The 25445-nt window shown below is 46.1% G+C and carries 19 protein-coding genes; 5 read left to right on the forward strand and 14 right to left on the reverse strand.

Features of this window, described 5'->3' with window-relative positions; genetic code table 11:
• Positions 1-28: 28 nt before the first annotated feature.
• A complete protein-coding gene (locus LZG73_RS11775) occupies positions 29-547 on the forward strand; it encodes a hypothetical protein (RefSeq protein ID WP_233849201.1) in 519 nt (172 codons plus the stop codon).
• A 2-nt stretch (positions 548-549) separates the two neighbouring features.
• Here the strand turns inward: LZG73_RS11775 and LZG73_RS11780 are convergent, their stop codons facing one another.
• The 8 genes from LZG73_RS11780 to LZG73_RS11815 all read right to left on the reverse strand — a co-directional run bounded on the left by LZG73_RS11780 (position 550) and on the right by LZG73_RS11815 (position 12860).
• On the reverse strand, positions 550-1464 hold the full coding sequence (locus LZG73_RS11780; RefSeq protein ID WP_233849203.1) for a sugar phosphate isomerase/epimerase: 915 nt from the start codon (positions 1462-1464) through the stop codon (positions 550-552).
• Positions 1465-1535: 71 nt separating this feature from the next.
• Entirely contained in the window at positions 1536-2675 is a 1140-nt protein-coding gene (locus tag LZG73_RS11785) for a glycoside hydrolase family 5 protein (RefSeq protein WP_233849212.1), read from the reverse strand.
• Between the two features lie 84 nt (positions 2676-2759).
• On the reverse strand, positions 2760-4709 hold the full coding sequence (locus LZG73_RS11790) for a M56 family metallopeptidase (RefSeq protein WP_233849222.1): 1950 nt from the start codon (positions 4707-4709) through the stop codon (positions 2760-2762).
• A 24-nt stretch (positions 4710-4733) separates the two neighbouring features.
• Entirely contained in the window at positions 4734-5099 is a 366-nt protein-coding gene (locus LZG73_RS11795) for a BlaI/MecI/CopY family transcriptional regulator (RefSeq protein ID WP_233849224.1), read from the reverse strand.
• 172 nt (positions 5100-5271) lie between these two features.
• Positions 5272-6552, reverse strand: coding sequence for a PepSY domain-containing protein (locus LZG73_RS11800; RefSeq protein ID WP_233849226.1), 1281 nt, complete (start codon positions 6550-6552; stop codon positions 5272-5274).
• Between the two features lie 236 nt (positions 6553-6788).
• Positions 6789-7787 carry a sugar phosphate isomerase/epimerase gene (locus LZG73_RS11805; protein ID WP_233849228.1) on the reverse strand — a complete coding sequence of 333 codons (999 nt, stop codon included), beginning with the start codon at positions 7785-7787 and terminating at the stop codon, positions 6789-6791.
• A 27-nt stretch (positions 7788-7814) separates the two neighbouring features.
• A complete protein-coding gene (locus LZG73_RS11810) occupies positions 7815-8939 on the reverse strand; it encodes a redoxin domain-containing protein (RefSeq protein ID WP_233849236.1) in 1125 nt (374 codons plus the stop codon).
• A 78-nt stretch (positions 8940-9017) separates the two neighbouring features.
• On the reverse strand, positions 9018-12860 hold the full coding sequence (locus tag LZG73_RS11815) for a PVC-type heme-binding CxxCH protein (RefSeq protein WP_233849262.1): 3843 nt from the start codon (positions 12858-12860) through the stop codon (positions 9018-9020).
• Positions 12861-13026: 166 nt separating this feature from the next.
• On the opposite strand from LZG73_RS11815, the gene LZG73_RS11820 reads away from it, so the two are divergent.
• Complete coding sequence (locus tag LZG73_RS11820; RefSeq protein ID WP_233849264.1) at positions 13027-13890, forward strand: hypothetical protein; 864 nt, start codon at positions 13027-13029, stop codon at positions 13888-13890.
• A gap of 88 nt (positions 13891-13978) precedes the next feature.
• Here LZG73_RS11820 and LZG73_RS11825 read toward each other — a convergent pair whose 3' ends face one another.
• Entirely contained in the window at positions 13979-14236 is a 258-nt protein-coding gene (locus tag LZG73_RS11825) for a hypothetical protein (RefSeq protein WP_233849266.1), read from the reverse strand.
• Between the two features lie 493 nt (positions 14237-14729).
• Between LZG73_RS11825 and LZG73_RS11830 the strand changes: the two genes are divergently transcribed.
• Positions 14730-16865, forward strand: coding sequence for a type IA DNA topoisomerase (locus LZG73_RS11830; RefSeq protein WP_233849268.1), 2136 nt, complete (start codon positions 14730-14732; stop codon positions 16863-16865).
• Between the two features lie 7 nt (positions 16866-16872).
• Here LZG73_RS11830 and LZG73_RS11835 read toward each other — a convergent pair whose 3' ends face one another.
• On the reverse strand, positions 16873-17112 hold the full coding sequence (locus tag LZG73_RS11835; RefSeq protein ID WP_233849276.1) for a transcriptional regulator: 240 nt from the start codon (positions 17110-17112) through the stop codon (positions 16873-16875).
• A gap of 169 nt (positions 17113-17281) precedes the next feature.
• On the opposite strand from LZG73_RS11835, the gene LZG73_RS11840 reads away from it, so the two are divergent.
• Positions 17282-18127 (forward strand): aldo/keto reductase, encoded by an 846-nt coding sequence (locus LZG73_RS11840; protein ID WP_233849278.1) that lies wholly within the window; start codon positions 17282-17284, stop codon positions 18125-18127.
• Positions 18128-18329: 202 nt separating this feature from the next.
• Here LZG73_RS11840 and LZG73_RS11845 read toward each other — a convergent pair whose 3' ends face one another.
• The 3 genes from LZG73_RS11845 to LZG73_RS11855 form a co-directional block, all read right to left on the reverse strand.
• Entirely contained in the window at positions 18330-19493 is a 1164-nt protein-coding gene (locus LZG73_RS11845; RefSeq protein ID WP_233849280.1) for a Gfo/Idh/MocA family protein, read from the reverse strand.
• Between the two features lie 109 nt (positions 19494-19602).
• The gene (locus LZG73_RS11850; protein ID WP_233849282.1) at positions 19603-20430 is read right to left on the reverse strand and encodes a DUF481 domain-containing protein; all 828 of its coding nucleotides are present in this window, start codon (positions 20428-20430) and stop codon (positions 19603-19605) included.
• Positions 20431-20432: 2 nt separating this feature from the next.
• The gene (locus tag LZG73_RS11855; RefSeq protein ID WP_233849290.1) at positions 20433-20876 is read right to left on the reverse strand and encodes an RpiB/LacA/LacB family sugar-phosphate isomerase; all 444 of its coding nucleotides are present in this window, start codon (positions 20874-20876) and stop codon (positions 20433-20435) included.
• 50 nt (positions 20877-20926) lie between these two features.
• On the opposite strand from LZG73_RS11855, the gene LZG73_RS11860 reads away from it, so the two are divergent.
• Positions 20927-24313 (forward strand): DEAD/DEAH box helicase, encoded by a 3387-nt coding sequence (locus LZG73_RS11860; protein ID WP_233849292.1) that lies wholly within the window; start codon positions 20927-20929, stop codon positions 24311-24313.
• Here the strand turns inward: LZG73_RS11860 and LZG73_RS11865 are convergent.
• Complete coding sequence (locus LZG73_RS11865; protein WP_233849300.1) at positions 24310-25440, reverse strand: glycoside hydrolase family 18 protein; 1131 nt, start codon at positions 25438-25440, stop codon at positions 24310-24312. The two genes, LZG73_RS11860 and LZG73_RS11865, sit on opposite strands and share 4 nt — an antisense overlap.
• Positions 25441-25445 lie beyond the last annotated feature (5 nt).

The following is a 25445-nucleotide window of genomic DNA, read 5'->3' on the forward strand; positions in this document are numbered from 1 at the left end:
ATCTAGCATTCGTACTTAAAGCGAGCATATGGCATTAAAACTATTGTTTCCCATCCTTTTTATAACGGGCGTTTACTTTTTGATCAAAAGCATTGGCAGGATCATGCAAGTGTATGGAGGTCCGAAAACGGAATTTTCGGCGAACGCCATTGAGAATGTTATCAAATTCAGCGAGGCAGGCGACTACGAAATCGCTTATAAAAGGCCATCCATTAATGGCGTTATTCCCACGAATTGGTCATTTGAATTGATCCGTGAATCCGACAAGAAAGAACTTTTGGTTTGGGGAATCGTGAATCCGCTGGGCATGCGCAAAGATATGTCAGGCAACCGGGTTGTGCCCATTGCCACCTTTTTTATTGACCATCCAGGAAGTTACACGCTGCACACAACCGAATCGGTTGGTTATAAAGACGGCGACAAGTTGTTGGTAACCGCTCAAAGTGGCTCAAAAGGCTTTATCGCAATTTTCGCCATTCTCCTTTCTGCCATTGCAACCATCGCGGGACTGGTGCTGAGCATTCTCGCCTTTATGAACAAAATTTAATTCTAGACGCCTTCCGTCACCTTCTTCATTTTGGCAAGCCCTGTCTTCGCGACCAGCAACGCATCCTGAGCGTAATATTCTTTGTTAAAAACTTCAAAAGAAAGGATTACGGGACGTTCGGGATTTTTCAGTGACTTCAAAAGATCCTTCAATGGTGCCACTCCGTCACCCGCATAAACGCGGTCGGCATCTGTGATCGTCTCGCGCGGCGGCGTTGCCGGATAATCGTTAATGTGGAAAATTTCAACCAACGGCTTGCCAACATCCTTCACGGCATCCATGCCCGAGCCTCCCTTGTGCAAATGATATACATCCATCAGCAAGCGCGCAGACGGGTGCCCGGATTCAACGGCAACATATAAAATCTCTCCTACCCGACTCAAATTTTTAGAAAAACCCCAAAGTTCCAGGTGCGGCACAACGCCCGTTTTATCACCCAGTTCAAGAATAGTTCGATATCGCTCAGCAACTTTGGCCAAATCCAGCGATTCTCCCGTTGTTGCGCCCATGGGCGGTGCCGCAATGCGCGGACAGCCGATTTGCGCCAATTGATCCATCTCCATTTTGAGCTGTTCCAATGCTTTTGAACGCGCTGACTCGTCATCAACAATCCAGGTGGCAAAACCAATCGCATCCTCCACTTTAATGCCCAGATCGTCAATGATCTTTTTCGCTTCCTGCAATGTTCCACCCGTTTTCAAGTAATCCTGCAAGGTGTTGATCCAAATTTCAACCGATCCGAACCCTGCTTTGGCAGCCACTTCCAACTCTTTGCGAAAGCCCAGCTTGTGGCCTCGCAAAGTGCTCATATTGAGTGAATAAATGAAAGATTGCGCTTTGCTTTTAGCTGCTTGTGCGGGTAAAACGCCTGCACCGGAAACGGCCAGGATGGAGGATAATGCTGTTCGGCGGTTCATCAAAAATAGATAGCTGATTATTGACTGATTTCTCTATAAAGGCCTTCCACGAAATAATTTACCGCAATTCATTAATATTTCATCATGAGCGTCAGCAGTTTTCTGTCGAGCTTGTGGCCATGCCAATCTTCATATGCCACATCGTCGCGCCGGGAATCCAGCACACCAAAATCACCGGCAAATTCCCAAAGCGAAAAACCGATTCCGTTTGATGAAAGAATGTCCAGCACGTCGCCAAACCATGCCAGAAAAACGGCGTGCGGCGTTTTGTTCCAGCAGCCGCATTCGCCGCAATGCACGCCTACGCCCTTTCCCACGAGGTCAATCCACGGCTTGTAAAACTTTTCGAGCATGGCACGGCCAAGATATTGATCGCCCACCTGCCCGGGCCATTTTGGTTCGGGAATGTTCGCCGTGTCCTTCATTGCCCAGGGCGCTTTATAATGTGAAATGATGCCCGGATGATAACCGCGACAGCTCTGCGCAATGTCCAGATCGGCCAGCTCGGGAATCACAGATGTGCCCACATCATTGCCATCTGCAATGATCAAATGCATCGGATTTTCCTTTTTGATCGCTTCGGAAGCTGCAATGGCGAGTTTTCTGTAACTGGCTCCCGGCACCGAAGTGCGTTTTGAATGCTGATCATTCATATCCTCGCGCATGCTCGGCTCGTTCAGCAAATCGAAGCTGATATTTTTGGAAGAAACACTTTTGTAGCGCTTGGCCCACATATTCCAATGGAAGCAAAATGCGTCCAGCGCTTTCTGATCTGTCCAAAGATTGTAAGGCTCGTGGAAACCTGCATTGACGCAATAACCAGGCGCCCGGTGCAGGTTGAGGCTCACGTGCATATTGTATTTATGCGCCGTAGCAACGAGTTTATCAATGCGATCAACAGCCTGGTTATCAATCTGATAAACTTCTTCCGGCTTTATATTTCTACTCCGGTCGAATTTCAGATAAATGGGATAAGCCATGGGGATTCTTACAAAATTGAATCCCCAATCGCTCATCCATTTAAATTGCTCCTCTGTGGTTGGCTTTCTGCTGGAAGTCGGATCAGGTGAAAAGAAATCAAGCAAATTGAAGCCCTTCCACTTGGGAAGCTTGTTCTTTGCGTTCTGGTTTTTGAATGAAAATCCGGACGAAATGGCCGCTCCTGCCGCCACAGCCACGCTTGTGTTTTTTATAAAAGTCCTGCGATGCATGATGAAGCATGTTCGTTGTTACTTTTATAAAATACATTTGGTCTTGTGTTATACTTATGCCTTATGGGTGTCAGCGATGGCTAATCAATTCTTATAAAGAATGCCTGTTGAAGTGGAGCCCGGCCTGTTGCTGAAATTATAGCTCATCTCAAACTCCTTTTCTCTCATATATTTTTCTTTGAGCTTCTGATGCAATGCGGCTGGCTGCTTCGCACCGTTAACGATCAACTCGCTCTTGGTAAGCCTAAAAGACAGATCATTACGGCTCGTGATTACGCCGCTTGCCAGCAAATCATTGATCACACTTTCCTGCAATTCTTCATAATTTTTCCGGTCCGTTTCAGCAGCAGCTCTTGCGTCATCCGCTATTTCGCGATAATTGTCGGCTCTTCCGCGCTGCGCTTCTGCATAAAGCTTTTGTTCCTCAGCATAAGCGCGTTGCTTTTCGGCATCGGCATACATAATCTTGGCTTGCTTTTCGAAACCTTCTGAATGTTTCCTGTAATTGGCAGATTCCTTTTTGTAAACTTCGGCCTCTGCACGCATTTTGTCGGCATGTGCCCTGTGGACTTCCGCCTCCTCGTGATTTTTTTTAATGCTGACCATTACTTTATCAATCTCCTGCTTGTAATTGCCCAATTGGTCCTTCGGAATTTCTTTTCCGTCAATGCGCAGCAGCGCCGTTTTGCCATCAATCTGCACCACATCGTAATCTTTCCCATCTGAATTGATGCGATAAGTGCTGATTCCTTCTGTGTTCACGTTGACATTTGTGTGGACAGAAACATCCGCATTCACATTGTCATCGGAGGACGAATTTGTGCTGATCTCGACCCGCTCTTCCTGCTGATTAGTCACTGTCGTCCCTTTTTTCTTTGGCAAAGTGTCCGTTTGGAAGACAAGTGCTGCCACTTTCAATGTTAAACGTGGTGATGAAATTGGTCTGCTCGCAACCTTGACAACAGGTGCAGCATTGCTTTCAGGCGCAACTTTTGTGACGGCTGCGGATAGGGCCGCAACGGTGATTAAACTGATTGTTACAAATAATTTTTCCATGGCATTTAAAGGTTTATTGTTACTATAAATGATTCGCTTGATCCTGTCCAGCAAGTGATTACGTTTTTTGGAAAACGCCATTTCAAATGCGGAACCTTGCATATTGTATTCCTGAAAAGAGACCAATGCGTGCACAAACGACGTCTTATTTTCTGTCACTGCAATCGCCAGATCATCGCAGCAATGTTCTCTTTCTACTTTAATTAGGTGCGAAATCCAAAGCAATGCGGGATTGAAAAAGAAGATGTTTTCACAGAAGATCTGAATCAGGTTTACGAGATAATCGCGTCTCTTGATATGCGCCAGCTCATGCAATAGAATTGCCTCAATCTGTGATTCGGGAAGATTTACAAATAAGGAAAAGGGAATGATAACGAGCGGTTTAAAGACGCCAACCACCATTGGGACCGTCACATTTTCTGACTCAATGACTCTAATTATCTGCCTGACCTTCATCTTTTTGGCAAGCACATCGAATTTGCTTGTCCAAGTGTCGCGAAGCGGGTGAATGTTGCGCGTTTTGATTTTATTGAGATAATGCATTCCGGCAGTCGCCTGAAAAGATTTGAAAGCGAAAACCAGAAACCATATTGCCACAATCACCTGCGCATGTCGGCTGCAAAAATCCATAATAACGCCGCTCCATGAACTTGATGCGCCCATTTCATGCAAATTTGAAGCGCTCGAAATGATAGTTTGATAAGCTCCCAAATCACCTGGATTTGCGTTCATACCAATGCTTTCCGTTGCAATCTGGCCGGCGGAAAATAGCGTAATGAATGTATAAGAAGCCGCCGCAACAAAGCAGAAAAGAAGCAAAGCAAGCAAATTATATCGCGTTGCCGGTCTCGATTTTTTGGTCAGCATGAGCATCAGCCCGGCCAAAGCGGCAACGAGGAAACCTTGCCAAATGGAATGGATTAACGTGAGGCACAGCGCCTGCATTAACTTTTGAATGTGCGGTTCATTGATGTTCATGACTGACGGATTGCTGTTAAGATGTTACTTATCCAGTTTTTTCAAAAAATCCTTAATCTCATTCAACTCTTCTTGCGACGTATTTTTATTGCCGAACAACTGCATCACCAAATTGGAAGCGGAGCCTTTATACATGGAATCCACAAACTTTTCCAGCAATGCATTTTTGGTCTTATCCTCTGCTTCCGCCGGGCTATACACGTGCTTCATGCTGCTTTCGTCACGGACAAGGATGCCTTTCTCGGCCATTATTTGCATTAATTTCAATGTAGACGAATATTGGACCGCCCGCTTTTCCTCATTCAGCTTGTCATTGACCAACCTTACGGTCGACGGACCGTGCTCCCAAAGCACTTGCAATATTTCTAACTCAGATTTTGTAGGCTCCATTACGCTCATATTTTTATCAACGGATTAAAGGTAGGAAAAATTTCGTACGAATATATATGCACCTAAAATATTTTTCCGAATAGTCTTCTGTAAATCTGTTCGTGTGTGATAAGGCACAAAAAAATCCGGAGCGATATGAATCACTCCGGAGATCAATTTCAGTTTGACTAGTTCAGGCAGGCTGACTATTGGGTTTGGGTCTTTTAGGAAAGGAAGTTCTTGCATTGACATTGGCAGGAACCGCGTGGCGGGTTGGTTTGCCTTTCGCACTTTTTCTTTTATTTAACCAAATGAAGAATCCGGTTACGGGCAAGCTCGTTGCGATCAATGCTGCGATGAAGTAAATGATCTTGGAAAACGTCCCGAAAAGCTCCCCCGTGTGGATGAACTTTACAGAAGCCACAATCTTTTCACCAGTCGTTTTATCCGCATAACGATCCAGTTTGAGCACTTCACCCGAATATTGATCCAATGTCACGCGGTCAATTGCGGCCGACGTGATGAATCCGGAAGCAGCTTTTTGAACGGCAATGCTGCCAATCGAATCCTTGGGTAATGCAAGTTTGACGCTGCCACTGTAAGGATAAATTTTATTCACATTCGCAACAATTGCATTCAAGTCCAAAGGCTTTTGAGAAGCGGTTAATAACTTGGACTCCAATGTGTTGTTCTTGTTCAATGGAACTGTTCCCAGCGCGCCGCTAAAATTCTTTTTATACCAGTCAAATGCAAAGTAAGGCCCGGTGATCGCCATGATCGTCACGAACACGAATGCATAAAAACCGAGCGCTTTGTGCATATCGAAATTCAGCCGTTTCCAGCTGCCATCAGTTTTTATTTTAAAACCTTGTTTCCAAAAATGGCTGTTCTTCCAGCTTTTGATCTTGGCAGGAAACCATAATATCAATCCGGAGATGGTCAGGAAAAGCATCATGAACGCAGCCGTTCCCGTAATGACTCCTCCCAAATCGTGCTCCATCAGCAGCCAGCGGTGCATTTGCAGCACAGTCGCAAAAAATTCGGTTGTAGGCGTTTTGGCATCACCTTGAATGTTGCCCGTGTAAGGATCGACGAGGTAACTGGTCGTTTTCTCCTTAATCTTCGGTTTGCCTGCATTAGGACCTTCTGTTTCAAGTTCCGGCTTGGCTTCCTTGTCAATCGTTGATAAGCCGAAAGTCCAGGCTTCGTTGGCATGCTGCGCGATCTGAATGTTTGAAATCCTGCCTTCCTTCTCCACTTTCACGCGTTTTGAAAGTTCGGCAAGCGGCAATGCCCTGGCATTTGCAGGCACATGAACCATGAATTTATTGCTATCGACCCACTGCGTAATTTCCCTTTGAAACACATACATCGTGCCCGTCAAGCACATTATAAAGAGAATAATGGCACTGGGCAAGCCAACCCAAAGGTGCAGATCATTGATCAGCTTGCGAAAAGTATAGTTTTGCTTCACAGAAAAATGTTTAACAATTGATGCCGAAGAAATTACAAACCGTTAGGACAGTTGTTGCTGTGAAGCTAGCATATTTTTAATTTAGAATAATTATCAACACGTATTTTATTTAGAATAAATACTAACAAACTGAGTTTGAAGTCTTTTTGCCGGATTATATGACATTTAGAAAGTCGAGCGAATAAAAAAGCCGTCGCTGATCAAATGTCAGCGACGGCGATAAAACTTATTAATGATTAGGCGCCTAATGCCTTTTTAGCAAATTCTACACATTTGGCTGTCTCTTTCAACGGATCTGAACCGGCCGGGATTTCGTATTCAAGTTCGATGGTTGCCGGGAACTTGTATTTTCTGGCGCGCATGAGCTCCAATGCTGCGGTAATCGGCGTGTCGCCTTGTCCCCAAACCACATTAGCGCCGCCATGTTCCTTATTTTTCCTATCCTTAATGTGCATGCTTACAATGTGATCGTGCTTGGTTTCGATGAGCGGAATCGGGTCGAAACCTGCGGCCACGTAATGTCCCATATCAAAGTTCATCGCATTGTATTTCGACTGGTTTAATGCCACATCCCACCACGTAGGCGTTTGCTGTGTGTGACCGTGATAACCTACATAAACTTTGTTTTTGGCAGCAATGTCGCCGAGGCGTTTGGTTTGCGCAGGATCATTTGGGAGCTCAATGTTCGCCTGGTTGGCACCCAATGCTTTTGCCGCACGGAACGCATAATCCGCTTCCTGATCCGTGTTTTTCTCGCCTAATGCGGAAGGCTTAAATGCATAAATGCTTACGCCAGCATCGTTATACATTTTGCGCAGCTGCACAAATTTATCCATTGGAACCTTGGCACGCCATTCAGCCATTTTAACCAAATGTTCGGCTTGCGCTGCTTTTTGTTCATCGGTCAGTTCGGGGCGCTTGCCTCCGGTCCATGGCGGAAGTTTCGGTCCTTCGGGTGCACCGGCGAATGTCTCGCCTGTGGGCCCCATGAGTTCAATGGCGCTGATGTTACAGTCAATGCAATATTTGAGAATGTCCTCTGCGCTGCCCGGCAAAGTCCGCCACGAATATGTGATTGCACCAATCTGCACGCCATTAAATAATGAATTTGGTTTGCCTAAATTCTTGATATAAGCCGGAAAGCCAATCCCGGTCGCAGGCAAAAGCCCGATTCCGGCTGCGGCAAGCGCCGTTGCGTTTAAGAATTTACGTCTTGAAATTTCGTGATCTGCCATGATGGGAAAAGGTTAATGATCAGGTTGTTAGTAATATCTGCCTACGTATTTATTTTCTACGATCGTCTTTTTCATTTTATGCGGATCAATCGGGCCTTGCTGGGCGTAAACGATCTTTCCGCCCGGCTCTACCAGGATCGTGTAAGGCAATGCGCCCTGCCATTTGGGGTCAACGGCCTCAATCAGTTTGTATTTATCCTCCACATTAAAGATGTAATTCTTATTGGAAGCGAACTTTCCCTGCAAGAATTTCAATGCCTTCTCTTTCTTATCCGGACTGTCGGCGCTGATGGATACAAATTCAAAATCCCGCCCGCGATACATGTGGTGCATGCTCATGAAATCCGGAAATTCGGTTACGCAGGGGCCGCACCAGGTTGCCCACACATTGATCAGGCGCAATTTGTCCGATTTGTTGCTGATCAATTCCTTTAATCCAGCCTCGTCAATCGTTTCCAAAGTCACGGGTTCTTTCGCCCAGCCAGCCTTTTCTTTTTGAACGCCATCTTCTTTGGAGATCCATTTCATAGAGCAGCCAAATGTCTTTGTCGACGGAACAGGAACCGGTTTGTTGGCGAGCAATGCTTCAATGGCGTTTTTTGCATCCAGGTTCTTCGGTGCGCCTGTTGGTTTTTCAACGTCGTCAATGCGGCCGTGATATTGCAATTTTCTGGCTTTGTCAAAAACAAAAATGTGTGGCGTGGCAACCGGACCGTAAGCCAATGCGGTTTTCTGATCATCGCCGTCAAACAGATAAGGAAAGTTGTAAGCCATGTCTTTGGCCCGCGTTTTCATTTCCTCATAAGTGTCGCTCAAATCTGTGTAACCGAGCTCGTCGAGGCGGATCGCCTTGGGATCATTGGAAGAAATTGCAATCAGGGCGAAGCCTTTTGATTTGTAATCGGCCGTCAACTTTTTGATCCGGTCTTCATAAGCCTGTGCCGTGGGGCAATGATTGCAAGTGAAAACAATGGCCAAAACAGGCGACGCAGCAAAGCTTTTCAAAGAATATTTCTTGCCATCAACACCTAATAAATTGAAATCGGGAGCCGCAGCGCCAATTTTCAATGTCTCGGGTTGCTCAGCTTTTGAAACAACGTTGGCAGAAAAAAGAACAATAAGCGCAAATAAAATCCGGTAAAATGCCCGCATAACGATCTCTTGGTTGATTTAGACTTTAATATAAATCAAAAGCAGAAGCATTACAATAAATTACTGGTATTGTGACATTTATTTAGGCGATTCCACTTGTGTTGTTGTCCTCAGATAAGCCACCAATTCAGTCACTTCCTTGTCCGACAATGCTTCCAAAAGCCCCGAGGGCATCATGGAAACAGGCGTAACTTCCCGTGTTTGAATGTCTGACTTATTAATAGCAACCGCATCCTGACCTACAATCCGCAATGTCACCTGGCGCTCCGTTTCCTTCGCAATGTTACCCACGTAAGTGCGCCCGTCACGCGTGGTCACCACCACCATTTTGTAATCGTCCTGAATTTCCCCACTCGGGTCGAGAATGTTGCCTAATAAATAATCGAGGTTAGCGCGGTTTGAACCGGTCAGTTCCGGGCCAATGATGCCGCCTTCGCCGTAAAGTTTATGGCAGGGCGCGCAAGTGCGCTGGAAAATCATGCGCCCTTGGTTTTTATTAGCTTCGGAAACGCTTTTATCCGAAAGCAGGCTCTTGTATTTCTTATAAGCCTTTTCGTCAAATGCAACGTGATCAATAGGACCCCAAACTTCCACAAAACCACTTCCTACCACCCTTCTCAGCTGCCGGGCAACGTAGGTAGGAATGTCTTTTTTCGGAATTACATTTTTGGAAATGGCCTGGGTAAGCAGCCAGCCCGATTTTGGGCGAGACGCCAATGTTTGGATGGCTTCTGCCTTTTCGCTTGCATTGAATTTTGGATATTGGTCGACCAAAAGCTTTCCTAAGGGCTCGCTATCGTAACCTGCCATTGCACGAATCGCATCGAGGCGTAACTGATTATCATTAAGCAAGTTCGGCAATGCCGGTACAAGCTCCGGCCGTTGTCTTAAGGCCAGCGATTGCAATGCTTTTCGGCGCTGATCCACTGGCGTATTTGCGTTTTTTAATGTTACCAAAAAGTTTTTGGCTGCCTCGGTGTCGCCGAAATGTTGTGAAATTTCCAGCGCCAGCTTTGCGGCCGGTTCGTTTGCCTGTCTTAGTTTTGTGTAAACCGCATTCCAATTCGCAGGCGTTTTAATGTCTGTTCTGCCTTCGAGTCCATCTCGCATGCCTTCCATCAACGCCACATGATTTGCAGGCATTTTCCCGATTGCAGCGACAACCGCTTCCACCGCATCGGCATCGACAGTCCGGCGGGCGATGAACTGCGTCACCATTGAAATTTTACTTTTTCCAGCCATTTCCAATGCTTTTGCAGGATTGGTTTTGACCAATGGCTCAATGCCATACCAGATCATTTTAGGCAGGTTATGATCCTCAGCATCAGACTGATGCGCCAGCAGATTTTCGGCAATGCTCCACCGCTGCGCCTGATCCATGCGCTGTAATGCCGAGGCAAGATAAAGGCGCACAACGGGCGAAGGATCGTCTTTGGCCAGCTTTGTGAATTTGGCAATCGCCTCCTGCGAAGGCTTGTTGGTTTCACACAAAAACTGGATGCTCCAAGCTCTGACATATGCGTCTTTATCGTCCAAAGCCGCTGTTAATGCATTAGCGTCCAAGCCATTAGTCACCTGCAAAGCCCACATCGCACGGAGGCGATAATCTGCATTGCTATCTTTTGAATAAATGTTGTTGAGCTTATCCAGCGCCTCTTTTGAAAGCTTTCCTTTTACAGCTCTGTTTTGCAAGATAATCCTTGCGCGGCGCGCATGCCATTCGCTCTTGCTCGTTTGCAGATCGGACAGTGCAACGTCATTCATTTTCGCTAAGTCATCATAGCGACCTTTCCAGTTTTCTGCCTGTGAAACTTTTGGCATAATCCTGAAAATCCTGCCTGTTTCTGAGTTTAAAACATCCGATCCGCAAATGTCGGCATCGTGCCAGTCAAGCACATACATCCCACCTTCCGGCCCTATTTCCATGCTAAAACCGACCCACTGCGCATTGTTGGCCATCATGAAATCATCACCATGCTTGCCGCTGAAACCAGAGCCTTTGGGCGTGAGAATGTCGGATAAAATGCCGTGCTCGTGAATGTTCGCCATGAATATTTTTCCGCGCTCGGATTCCGGGAAAGCGTCGGACAAATAGACCCGTGCGCCGCCATGCGCCGACCGGTGCGTGTGGTCGGCAATGGTTTTGATATCATTATAAACATAGGGATTGAAATGCTGTCCGCCCTGCCGGTGGTAAATGCCGCCGGGAATGACATGCCACAAATGCGGGATCACGCAAGCCGTCATCAGCAACTGGCCTTTTGCATCATAATCAATCCCCCACGGATTGCTGAAACCATGCGCCACGACCTCGAAAATGGCTTTTGTAGGATGGTAACGCCACACGCCACCATTGATATCGACACCATTTTCCACTTCAAAATTCTCCGGAAACGGATCCTTATGCTTGTAAAGCTTACCCTTATCCTTTGGTTTACCTACTTTGGAAGGCGTTGCAAAACCTTGCAAACCATAAAGCCATCCATCCGGCCCCCAGTGAAAACTGTTCAACGTTTCGTGCCGGTCGCGGATGCCCCAGCCGGTCAGGCGCACTTCAATGTTGTCCATATCAGCCTTATCATCGCCGTTTTTGTCCGGGACAAAAAGTAGATTAGGGGGAGCGCCAATAAAAACACCATCGAAACCGACCGCAATGGCCGAAGGAAACGCAATGCCTTCCATGAACACTTTCCTGCTGTCTGCAACGCCGTCGCCATTTGTATCTTCCAAAATCAAGATCCTGCTGTCGCCCGCATTGGAAAAACCTTTTCCTCTTGATTCATAATCCTTATTTTCCGCAATCCACATTCGCCCCTTATCATCCCAGCAAAACGCCATCGGCTGCGTCATCATCGGCTCGGAGGCATAAGCGTTCACCTGAAAACCGTCCTTGATCGTCATCGCCGCAACGGCTTCCTGCGCGCTCAGAAACTTGGCTTCCCTGCCCTCTTTTTGCGCAATGGCCCACAATGCGGCGGTGTTATAAGTGCCGTTATTTCCAATGAATTCGCCAAATGTTTTGTTCAGTTCCACATCATTCAGCTCGCCGGTGTAAATGACCAGTTCATGTTTGATCGTTTCGGTTTCGCCTTTTTTAATGTGCCAATCTGCTTTCCGCGCTCTTGCTGGACCTGCGCCTAATTGCGTGTCCACGCGCCAGGTTTGTGGATAACCTTTGTTTTCGGGATGGTCCAGAATGGCAATGTGCGCGAGATTGTCCCGGCCTTCGACCTGCATGCCAATGTCAACCCACATGGCAGCTTGCCCCTCTGCCTTTTCATTTTTTTGTCGCGCCGCATTGATTACTTCGCCCTTAATGCCTTCTTTCCAGGGCATTCGTACAAAAAGTCCACCGTAATCGTATTTTCCAATGGTCACATCCGTTTGTGCTTCGCCATTCCATTCAAGGTCGAGCAGATATTTCCCGTCTTTGAAGCGCATAGACCAGTTTTGTGTTTCGGTCAAAACGGCCTTTCCAGTCGAATCGAGGAGGTTATAGACAGTTTGCCATTTTACTTCTGTGCCTTTGGCTTCAATTACTTTTGAAGAAACCCTCTTCCAAAAATCGCCATCGGGATGGTGAAAATAATCGCGGCCATTCACGCGCGTGTAACCCCAATAAATGCCGGTCTGGTGTTTGTGATGCCCCGGGCTATATTCGGTGAGCACGCCTTTGCCGTCCGGCGCGATAATTGGATGCAGATACGGCCGAAAATTTGCTTTCGCATTTTGGACTAAAATCGGCTTTTTATCTGTTCCGTTAAATATACTGATGGTTTCTTCCGCTTCGTTTTGAACGGCGGTTAAGGAATTATCGGCAGCAGGCGTTTTTTCGATTTCGGCATCAGGTTTTTTGAAATTATATGCGAAATTGAGCAACAGAAAAATGACGAAAAGCGGTGCTGACCTGACGATATTCATGGGCATTGCGATCGGATAATGATTGTGGATGGGCTCAGAATGATTGAAAAAGCACAAAATCTCCTTGAAATACTCTTAGTTGTTTTAGGAGGACTATTTTAAAAAATAAAGGTTTCGTTTCGCAATGGAATTGATCAAAATGATATTCTTGCTGATAATAATTACCATGATGGACTTTCATGGCATCATTTATCGTGGCGTAAAGCAGAAGAAAGACGCTGATTATCAAGGTCGGACTACGGACATTAACCCATTAATTCTGCACAAGGGAAAGCTCAGCGGAAGTTGGCGGTTTGTCGATTTCAAAAGAAAAGATGGTGCTCCGAATCAATATCGGGAACTGTCCAAAGCGGCTGGCAGCACGAATCAGGTGCTGATGTCCTTTTTTCCCGACAGCACTTTTACCCGCATTTACCACACAGGAAAATACGATTTCGGACATTATTCCTATGATGAAAACGAGCAGTCGCTGCTACTGACAGCAAACCGGAAAACAGAGGAACTGAGGGTGGTTACAGAAACGTCCCCGTCCGGAAAACAGCGACTGGTTGTTGAATTTTTGCCGGGCCTTAATCTTTCACTGGCACAATACGGGCAGCCGTTAGACAAGTTCAGGGAAGATCCGTTTTCAATTCAAAATAATGTCTGGCGCATTCGCCCGGATTCCGCGGAAACCAAGCAGCAGATCTTCGACCGGCTCATTAATTATGTTGGCCATAATGCGTCCATTTTGCGGGCGGCTTACACGCGCGAACAGGACTTCATTTCGTGGGAATTCAGCAAAGGAATTATTAGGGTCTATAATGTCGGCATTGGCATTGTTCCCAAAAACGAGGTGCCGCAGGTCTGGATCGACAGCTTTCATTCCCGCGAGGACGCAATGCAATGTTATGCGCTTTTTGAAAATTACCTGCGCAATGGCAAGCACACCAAACACAATTCGGGCAACTGGGTGAAAGACGATTACCAGATTCTGGCCGACATCCGCGAAGGTTTGATCCGGTGGCAGAAAACGGGTGTCCGTGAATGATATGAGCACAAAAAAAGAGGGAGAAATAATTCCCCCTCTTTTAGTTTTCTTTCCTCTAAAAGCCCTCTGAATGTAAGGCTGTTTCCAATTACTTCGTAGCGCTCTTCAATTGTAGACCTACGAGAGCTGCTTTTTGTGATGCACTGTGATTGTTGGTGTCAGCCAAATTTTTTGCTTTCTGTGGTGCTGGACTTTCCAAAACTGGAAGTGAAGCTGGAAGCGCTTTATTTACGCCTGTAACCTTTACTTTTTCTTCAACTGAATATGTGGAGTTATTAGCGTTGGCGTAAGTTGCGAAAGTCATGGCCATCAAGGCTGCTACTAACATGTTTCTTGTATTTTTCATTGATAATAGTGTTTACGTTTTTTGTTTTGTTTTTGTCTCTAATTCTTGTACAAATATACTACAATATTCTGAATACAAACGTTCAAGCAAACATTAACCTTTATAATCTTTGGTTCGTAAACGACTTTTTAGGCATCAAATTACACCATCAGTGATTAAAGTTTATAGTATTATTTAAAGATTGCAAATTTAAAAGTAACTCAAATTACCGTTTTGTTACTTTTTTAAATTTTGCATCGTCAAGCGTTTCGTCAATCTTGGAACAATCCTATTTAAAAGGCTAGGATACAATTTGGCATTCGACAACTAAATCAGAATAAAATTCGGAGTGCACTTTATCAATAGTCGTCTTTGCCAAATATTTGTCTCAAATCGCATCCATTTCAGAAAAATATTTTGAAAATAGTTTTAAAAATTTTCAGGCAATTGATTATTCGGTCAGATTTTCGGGTGATTTTATCAACTTTCCCGTCAATCGCGTAAGTTTGCACCTATGAAAGTGTGTATTGCTGAAAAGCCAAGTGTTGCCAAAGACATTGCGGGAATCATCGGGGCTAATCAGCGCAAGGACGGTTATTTCGAGGGAAATGGTTACCAGGTCACCTGGACGTTCGGGCATTTTTGTACATTAAAAGAGCCGCACGATTATACAGAACGCTGGAAATCATGGCGACTGGAAGACTTGCCCATGATCCCGTCCAGCTTCGGCATCAAGCTCATTGATAATGCGGGTGCGCTGAAACAATTTGGCGTAATCGAGCATCTGGTTCAGAACTGCGAAGAAGTGATTAACTGCGGAGATGCAGGCCAGGAAGGCGAGCTGATCCAGCGCTGGGTTTTGCTCAAAGCCAAATGCAATGTGCCCGTCAAACGCCTCTGGATCTCATCGTTGACCGAACAAGCGATCCGCGAAGGTTTTGAAAAACTTAAAGACAGCGCACTTTACAACAACTTGTATGCGGCCGGAAGCGCGCGCGCCATTGGCGACTGGCTGCTGGGCATGAATGCAACGCGCCTTTTTACCAAAAAATTTGGACAGGGAAAAGTTGTGCTGAGCATTGGCCGTGTGCAAACGCCGACACTTGCATTAATTGTGCAGCGGCAAAAGGAGATCAATGCATTCGTTTCGGAAGAATATTGGGAATTGAAAACCATTTACCGGGAAACTGAATTTACAGCAAACATTGACCGCATCAGAAATGAGGAAAAGGCAAAAAAAGGCCTCGCTTATCTGTTGCTGCACGATTTTGAAATAACATCATTTGAAAAAAAGGAAGGGAAAGAAGGAAATCCAAGGCTTTTTGACCTTACTTCCCTACAAGTGGAAGCCAATAAAAAATATGGTTACTCGGCCGAGGAGACATTGAAACACGTCCAAAATCTGTACGAAAAGAAGTTTGTAACTTACCCAAGGGTCGATACGACTTATCTTTCGGAGGATTTGCACCCCAAAATGGAGGGCATATTAAGGGAGCTCACTTATTACGCGCAATACACGGCTCCGCTTCTGGAAAAGCCGATCCCGAAGTCGAAAACGGTTTTTGATGATAAAAAAGTAACCGATCACCACGCCATTATTCCTACGGGCGTTTTGCCCAATCACATTAGTCAGGACGAAAAGCGGATCTACGACTTGATCGCGCGCCGTTTCATCGCCGTTTTTTACCCGGAATGCAAAGTTTCGAACACAACGGTCTTGGGTAAGGTCGGACAGGTTGAATTTAAGGCAACCGGAAAACAGATCCTGGAACCCGGCTGGCGCATTTTGTATGCCAATGATGCGAGTGCAAAGAAGGAGGCTGCCGAAGAAGAAAAGCTGATGCCAAACTTTGAAGTGGGTGAAAGAGGCCCGCATGAGCCGCGCGTGCACCAGGGAAAAACCACGCCGCCAAAGGCTTACACCGAGGCAACATTGTTACGCGCCATGGAAACGGCGGGCAGGCAGGTTGAAGACGAAGCAATGCGTGAAGCACTGAAAGACAACGGCATAGGACGCCCTTCGACGCGTGCCAACATCATAGAAACGCTTTTCAAAAGGCGTTACATTGAAAAGAAGAAGAAAAACATTCTCGCGACACAAACGGGCATTGACCTCATTGACACAATCCAGAACGAGCTCCTAAAAAGCGCGGAACTGACCGGAACGTGGGAACGCAAACTGCGACTGATCGAAAAGGGTGATTATTCGATGGAGACGTTCAAGCAGGAGCTGATCCAAATGGTTGTTGAGCTGACGAACGAGGTGAAAAACAACCGCGGCCGGGCGATCAGCATTGCAGAAGAAGTGCCCGCGGAAATTGTAAAAGAAGAAAAAGAAAAGAAGCCGGCCAAGCCGAAAGAGCCGAAAGAGCCGAAAGAGGAGATTACCATTGAAACGCTGAGTTGCCCGAAATGCAAGCAGCATCTTTTGAAAAAAGGAAAAACCGCATACGGCTGTTCCAATTTCCAGGTGTGCGGCTTTAAAATTCCGTTTGAGTTTTTAGGCAAGAAACTTACCGACAAGCACGTTTACGATTTGCTTAGCAAAGGCAAAACGGCCAAGATCAAAGGTTTACAAATCCCAGGCAACCCCGACCCAACCGACGCCAGGCTGATCATGAATGGCGATTTCAACTTTGAAGTCGGCTGAAACCTCTTTACATCGGCGTGTTCGGCGTTTCGACAGATGGTAACTGGATCGAAATTCCTGAAATTTGACAAAGCGCGAGGAACTCGGACAAACTTGGGAGCTCTCCTTGAAAAATCTGATCGGCTCTTTCTTTGCTCACTCCCGCATCTTCAAAAACATTATCTCCTGTAATTCCTTTCATGTCAATCAATTGCTTCATTTCTGCAATCAATGTCCTCGCCTTGTCTTCATAAATTGTGGTTTCCATTTTGCTCAATTATAGATTTTCAGAAACGCGGGAACAAAACTGTGCCAAGTTTATAACGGGCCTGAGATTTGTGGTAAGCAACATTAATTAAGCATTAACGAGGGCGCCAAGACGAATCAAATTGTGCCGCCTTGGGTTAATGTTTAAATAACCTTTAAAATCTTAAATTATGAGCACAATAATCGCAGACACATTCCGCGTTGGCGGGGAAATAGAAATCAAAAGACTCGGTTATGGCGGCATGCAGCTCACCGGCAAAGGCGTGTGGGGCGACGCGCCTGACCGTGACAACGCTAAAAAAGTTTTGCAGACAGCAGTCAAATCCGGTGTTAATTTCATTGACACGGCTGATTCGTATGGCCCGCATACGAATGAAGTGCTCATCGCCGACGCATTACATCCATATCCGCTAGACTTGTTAATTGCCACAAAAGGCGGGTTTGACCGCACCGGTCCTAACCAGTGGATCAGCAATGGCGATCCAAAACACATTCGCGAAGCAATTGAAGGCAGCTTGAAGCGCCTGAAAAGGGAAACGATTGATCTTTGGCAGTTGCACCGCTTCGACGCGAGATTTCCGATTGAAGAAACGCTTGCGCCCGTTGTGGAAGCCGTAGAAGCTGGTAAAATTCGTTACGTGGGATTGTCTGAGGTGGATGTGGAACAGATTCAGCGCGCCGAAAAAGTGGTGAAAATTGTCTCCGTACAAAATCTTTACAACCTGGGTGATAGGAAATGGGAGGAAGTTGTAGACTTCACAGAACAACAGGGCATGGCATTTATTCCCTGGTATCCACTGGCATCGGGCCCGAACAAATTGCAGTCAAAGATTGCGCAAATTGCCGAAAAATATGGCGCCACCACTTCTCAGATTGCGCTTGCGTGGCTCTTGAAACGCGCACCGCACATTCTGCTCATTCCAGGAACAAGTTCTTTGGAACATTTGAAGGAAAACATGGGCGCGGCGGACATTACATTGTCTGATGAAGATTTTGCTGCGTTGTCAAAACAATAAGCGGCATCAATCAGTATTATATGCCTCCGGCATTTGACAAATCGTTTTATATGATTTTTGCTACCAATATTGCATACCTCCGGTATTATTTTTAATGTCGAAACCTCGGAGCGATGCAATGTTGGTAGCAAAGCCAAAAACGTCCAAACGCCAAAAATCCCGGACGGTTGAAACATCGTCTCATATTCCGTCCTAACCTTATTTAACTCAACGCTGCCACATTTTGTGCATTCTTCTGGGCTTTCAATGCTAATTCCGTTGCCAGAAAACAATGCTCCTGCGACATGGCGGTTTCGGTGCGGTTGAGGACGTCGTCGACGAGCTGGCGGCCGTAGGGAAGTTCAACCTGGCTGCAATCTACATACTGGGTTTCTTTGTTATTGACAACAAAAAGATGGTTTCCGCCTTCTCTGCCGCCTATATCGATATTTTTGCGGATTTCAATGAAGCCTTCGGTTCCTAAAACGGTTAGGCGGCCATCGCCCCAGGATTTGAGACCGTCAGGCGTGAACCAGTCTACGCGAATGTAACCCGCGCCTCCGTTGCCCCGGAGCATTGCATCACCAAAATCTTCGAACTGAGGATATTGCGGGTGATTGACATTGCCCACTTGCGAAGCAACGATTTCAGCTTTTGTAGAATTTGTAAAAAACAGAAATTGATCAAATTGGTGGGAAGCAATGTCACAAATGATGCCGCCAAAGCGCTTTTTGTCGAAAAACCACTCTGGTCGGGATTTTGGGGTCATGCGGTGCGGTCCTAAGCCAATTGTCTGCACCACTTTACCGATCGCGCCTTCCTTTATTAATTCTCCTGCTTTAATGGTTGCGCGGTTTTCAAGTCGCTCGCTGTACATAATGGAGTAAATGCGCTTCGTTTCTTTCTGCACTTTCCGCACCTGAGCGAGTTGTTCCAGCGTGATGATGCCGGGTTTGTCAACCATATAATCTTTTCCGCTTTTCATTACGCGGATGCCAAGCGGCGCGCGTTCGTCGGGAATGCCTGAACTGAGGATGAGCTGAATGGATTTATCGTCAAGAATCTCAGCTTCACTTTTAGCCTGCTTAACCTGCGGATAACGCTTGGCAAATGCTGCGGCCAGATCCTCTTCTTTTGCATAAAAAGAAATCAACTCACCGCCGCCACGCGTGACGGCTTCCACCTGGCCATAAATATGTCCGTGATTAATGCCTATTACCGAGAATTTAATGCGCGGTGGCATTGGCGGGCTTGTTATGGGAGCGGCCGATTTGACCAGGCCTGAGGCGGCAACTTTTTCGGCCAATGTCGGCAATAATATGAGCCCGGCGGCCGTGTTTACGGAATTTCTGATAAACTGGCGGCGATTATCTTCTGATTCTTTCATGTCAAGGTTGGAAAGTGGTGATGCTATACAAAGCACATTTTATGCGGATATAATGTACGCCACCATGGACAGCATTATCAGCTCCCTTCCCTTACAAAAATCCAAACCATTATTTATTCCCCACCGAAACCCCGAATGTGATGCGCGAATCATTACGCTTGCGGCTTGCTTCCACCACGCTTTCATAGGAATTTTCAAAACTAGTGCGCAGTGTAACCCATTTATTCAGAGGCAGCTCGAAAGAAATGATCGTGTTCCAGCGCAGGTTCGAAAAGTCATTTAAAGCCGGTTGCAGAAAAGTAATGTGGTTGATGCGGATTTTGTCCTGGATCAATGAATGTTTGCCTTTCACCCGAAACGAGTCGCGAATGATGCTAACCGTTGAAATCTCCTGAAAATTGGTCGATTCGTACAGAATGGCATTGGTTAGGCTCAGGTCGTTTGTTTTGGTTTTGACAACCCGATAACCAACTCCGGCTCCGGCCATTTGGCGCAGATCAATGCGTCGTAAGTTGCTCGTTTCCAACGCACCTAAGCCGAAAGCGTAGGTTTTACGTTTTTTAAAAATATCCACGAAGATATCCACATAACTATCCCGCTCAGCGAGCACGCCGTTTTGTTTTCCATAAGTGAAGCGCGGATTGGTCGCAACATTAATGAGCGGGCCGCTGAATGTAAGTTCGGCCCGGAGCACAACCAAACTGCGATTCACGTTGCCGCGCGCAAAATTTCCATCACCAATAAACCGATAACGCACCGTGTCAAACAACGGAGGCGGCGGCTTCACATTACTATCCGGCCTGATCACCGTAACCGAGTCCGGAATAACCATCCGAAGCGTGTCGGAGGCGGATTTCTGCGCGTGCGCTAAGAGCGACGAAAAGAACAAAAAGAAAGCTGCAAGCTTAAAAATGCGACCGAAGATCAATTTTACCATTATTATTTTTCAAGCGCCTTGACCTTTCCCAATCTGCGCAAATGCCTTTCCTCGCCCGTAAAGCGCGCCTTTAAAAAAGACTCGACAAATTCTTGTGCCACCATGTTTCCGGTGATGCGACCGCCCAGACAAAGCAGGTTCAAATCATCGTCTTCCACGCCCTGGTGCGCCGAAAAGTGGTCATTGATCAACGCAGCGCGCACTCCCGTAACCTTATTGGCCACAACCGAAGCACCTACGCCACTCCCACAAACGGCAATGCCACGTTCAACCTCTTTGTTCACAACAGCTTGCGCCAGCGGGATTACAAAATCAGGATAATCGTCTTTCGAGTCAAGCTGATATGCGCCAAAATCCGTTATATGATGGCCCTGGCCAATTAAATATGTTTTCAGAAACTCTTTCAGTTCGTATCCGCCATGATCGGCAGCAACTCCAATTTCCATATCGCGCATGATTTAAAATGAATGTGCAAAATACTTCATTAATTTGCCATATGAAAAAGAATGGCCCTGCCGATTCGGAAAACCAACCCGACCACAACTTCGTTTTCCAGGATTTCAACCTCGCCCAGTTATCGACCACGCACATTCTGCAAAACAGTTCGGAACTGCCTTCAACGGACAGACGGGGCTTTTTTGACATTCAGCCGCAGGACATTGACGTGGATTATGCAGCATTCAAAATCCCGGCCAATTCGACGGACCAGCATAAGGTTGTAGTTCGTCAGAACGACCATTCGTTAACCATTTATTGCGCTTGCAATGCGCCTAAAAAGAGGCTTTGCGAGCATCAGATCCAGGTTTTATACAATCTCAATAACAGAAAAGATCTGCGCGCTTTTTTTGACAAAAAACTGCGGTTTGAGAAAATCCGCGTTGTCGCGAAGGATTATGGCCTGGAAAATGAAGCCGACCTGGACGCATTTTTCCAATTAGGCTTTGTCAATAAAGAGCTGGAAATCAAGCCGAAAATGAAGGAACTGATTCCAGTGAGTCAGACATCATTTGCGTTTCTCGAACATCAATGGGTCGGAAAGCCCGTGATTGACATTCCTGTCGAGGAAAAGCAGGCGGAAAACACGAAACGATTTGTCGTAATTGGCCAGCATAAATATTACGAGCATTTCTATTTCGAGATTTACGAAGCTCCGGTTACGCGCGACGGAAAGCTGAAAAATCCGCTGACATTGCTCAATCCGCTGGATGCAATCTGGAAAACGCAGGACCCGGACATCGTGAAGTTTTACACGGCAATTGCCGCTTTTCAAAACAATTTCCGCAAAAAACAGGCCGAAACTGACCTCGCAGGTTTGAAAAGCATTGTTAAAAATCCCGTTTCGCTCAGCTTTTTTTATCACAATCCACTGATTTCGGAAAGCGTTAATGCGGCATCCCTAGTGCTGGTGAAGCTGGAAAAATCCCCGGTGGACATGCAGTTGACCATTGATAACAAAGATCCGTTTTTCCAGATTTCAGGTCAGCTCATCCTGAACGGCGTTTCGCTGGATCTGGAAAAGGTGAAGATGCGCTACGACTATTTTGTGCTGTATCTGGATTCGTTGCATCTGATCGACAATGAGGATGTTTTGAAAACGGTGGAATTTTTCAATGCGCACAATCAGAAAATCATCATTCACAAATCGAAATTCGAGGAATTCAGGCAAAATCTGCTGTCGAAAATCGAGTCCAAAATCAAGATCACTTATTCCTATCTAAAACCAGCGACGCCTTCCCAAAAGATTGAACAAGGTTTTGATAAGGAAAATGAAAAGATTATTTATCTCGAAGATTTTGGGAATTACGTCATGATCACGCCTGTGATCAAGTATGGAAATGTGGAAGTGCCGGTGTTTTCGCAGAAGCAAATTTACTCCATTGATGCGCATGGAAACCCGTTTTCTGTGCAACGCGACGAAAGTGAAGAACTTAGCTTTGCCAGTGCCATTATCCGACAACATCCTGATTTTGAGGATCAGCTGGGAAGAGAATTCTTTTATTTGTACAAACAGCGATTCCTGAATGAGAACTGGTTTCTGAACACTTTTGAAGAATGGCGCCATCAGAAAATTACGGTTTTAGGTTTTGATAAATTAACCAAAATCAGATTGAATCCGAACAAAGCGCAAGTTTCGGTTAATGTGATCAGCGGGATAAACTGGTTCAACACAACTGCTAACGTCAGGTTTGGCAGTCAGAAAGTTACGTTAAAAAATTTGCATAAAGCAGTCAAGAATCGCACGAAATATGTGCAGCTGGATGATGGTTCCAACGGGATTTTGCCGGATGAATGGATTGAGAAGTTTACGAAATATTTTGAGGCCGGAGAGATTGTCGGTGACGTCATTCAAACGTCAAAAATGAACTTCGAGACGGTGAATGAAATGTATGATAGTGAGGCGCTTGCGCAGGATGTGCGTGAGCAGATCGCTTTCTACAAATCACGTTTTTCCGATTTCGAAACCATTGAACCCGTCAGCATTCCGCAGCAACTGCACGCTTCACTCCGCGAATATCAAAAACAGGGCCTGAACTGGCTCAATTTCCTGGATGATTTCGGTTTTGGCGGCTGCCTGGCCGATGATATGGGATTGGGTAAAACGCTGCAAATCATTGCGTTCCTACTAATCCAAAGAGAAAAACAGGTGCAAAATACCAATCTGGTCATTGTGCCTACATCATTGATTTTCAACTGGCAGGCAGAAATTGAAAAGTTTGCGCCCTCGCTCAAAGTCCTCACCATTTATGGATCGGACCGGGTGAAAACGGTTGCTGATTTTGATCGTTATGAAGTGATCCTGACCTCTTACGGCACGCTGCTTTCCGATGTCAACTTTTTGAAAAAATACAACTTCAATTACATCATCCTGGATGAATCGCAGGCAATCAAAAACCCTGAATCACAACGATATAAGGCCGCGCGTTTGCTAAATTCGCGTAATAAGCTTGTGCTCACCGGAACGCCCATTGAGAACAACACATTCGACATTTACGGGCAGCTTTCGTTCGCCTGTCCGGGATTGCTGGGCAACAAAACGCAGTTTAGAAACCACTTTTCAACGCCTATTGACCGGTTCAAAGACAACGACAGAGCACGGGAATTGCAAAAAAGAATTGACCCGTTCGTTTTGAGAAGGACCAAAAAGCAAGTGGCAACCGAGCTTCCCGACAAGACAGAAATGGTGATTTATTGTGAAATGGGCGATGAGCAGCGGAAGGTTTACAATGCTTATGAGCTCGAATTTTACACTTTTCTGAACACAAAAAACGAAGGCGACATTGCGCGGGAAAGCCTGCATGTGCTGCAAGGACTAACCAAACTCCGCCAAATCTGCAACTCCCCTGCCCTGCTGAATGATCACTTGTATTATGGCAATGCATCGGCAAAGATCGAGACGCTTCTGGAACAGATCGAGAGCAAGTCGTCGCAGCATAAGATCCTCGTCTTCTCGCAGTTTGTGACCATGCTTGACTTGATTAAGAACGAGTTAGTCAGTCGCGGCATCAAGTTTGAATATCTTACCGGACAAACGAAGGACCGCGCCGTACGGGTTGAAAACTTCCAGAATAATGCAGAAGTCCGCGTTTTTCTCATCAGTTTGAAGGCAGGTGGAACTGGCCTAAATCTTACGGAAGCTGATTATGTGTATCTCGTGGACCCTTGGTGGAACCCGGCTGTTGAAAACCAGGCCATTGACCGCAGTTACCGGATCGGGCAAAAGAAAAATGTAATTGCCGTCCGGCTGATTTGTCCCGGGACCATTGAGGAGAAAATCATGGAATTGCAGGAATCGAAGAAAGAGCTGGCCGATGATCTGGTCAAAACGGATGCTTCGGTTCTGAAAACGCTGACTAAAAAAGATTTGCTGGGACTGGTCAGTTAATCGAGGTTTTTGCTAATCTCATTGATTAGATATTCTTTTGGATCATTGAAATATTCCCAGAAAAATATCCCGGCCAGCTTATTCTTTTTGACATATTCACATTTGTCCTGGATTGATTTTTCGTCCTCGTACGAGATCAGCACTTTGGTCGAATCATTGAACAGATAAGGCGCTTTCGCCTTTTCGTCATAGAATTTTTTGTAACCATTCTGGTTGATCAATGTGTCCTTCAACTTGGTATAACCGCCTCCCTGAACTGCCTTAATGCGCTTTTCACCCAATCCGTGGTTGTTTGCCGAGGCGGCCTCCCAGCCTTTCCCGTAAAATGCAGCGCCTAACACAATCTTGCTCGCCGGAACGCCGGCAGCCATGAAGTTTTTTACGGAACGATCAGCAGAAGAACCATCTTCACCGTCACCATAATCGTACAAATTGGTGTGATGCCCGACAGTGCCATTTTTGCCGCCGTAATCGTAGGTCATAATAAAGACATAATCCAGAAACGGATGCGCAAGGCCCATTTCGGTGTTATCGACAAACGATTTCGAGCCGCCTACTGCGGTGGTCAGCTGATAATCACGGCTTTTCTCTTTTTCCAACATGTCCAGTTCCTCGCGGATTGCCTTGAACATTAATGTAAAATTCTGCTTGTCCTCCGGCCTGAAAACGTTGCCTTCTTCGCCCCGCATGGCAGGATATTCCCAGTCAATGTCCACGCCGTCGAGATTGAATTTCCGGACAATGTCAACGCTGGATTTTGCAAACTTTCTGCGGGATGTTTCGGTCAGGACAGCGTCGGAAAAGTTTTCGCTCCATGACCAGCCGCCGATTGAAATCAAGATTTTGAGATCCGGATTTTTCGCCGCCTTCATTTCATTGAGCTTCCGGAAGTTGGTTGAATCCGTCGCCAAGTTGGTCAGGACGGCCAGGCTGTCCTGCACATTGACAAATGCATAATTAATGTGCGTCAACTTTTCCGCGTCGATATCTTCCGTTTTAACGAGCCCGCGAAAGCCGCCAACATAACCGTTGACAATGTATTTCTTCTTTTTTTGGGCAAAAGTGAAGGCGGGGCAAATTGCCGAAAGACCCAATGCAAGAAGCAAAAGGTTGCGTAAAGATTTCATAAAGC

Origin of the sequence: Dyadobacter sp. CY326, from assembly GCF_021390515.1 — a bacterium.
Classification (GTDB): domain Bacteria; phylum Bacteroidota; class Bacteroidia; order Cytophagales; family Spirosomataceae; genus Dyadobacter.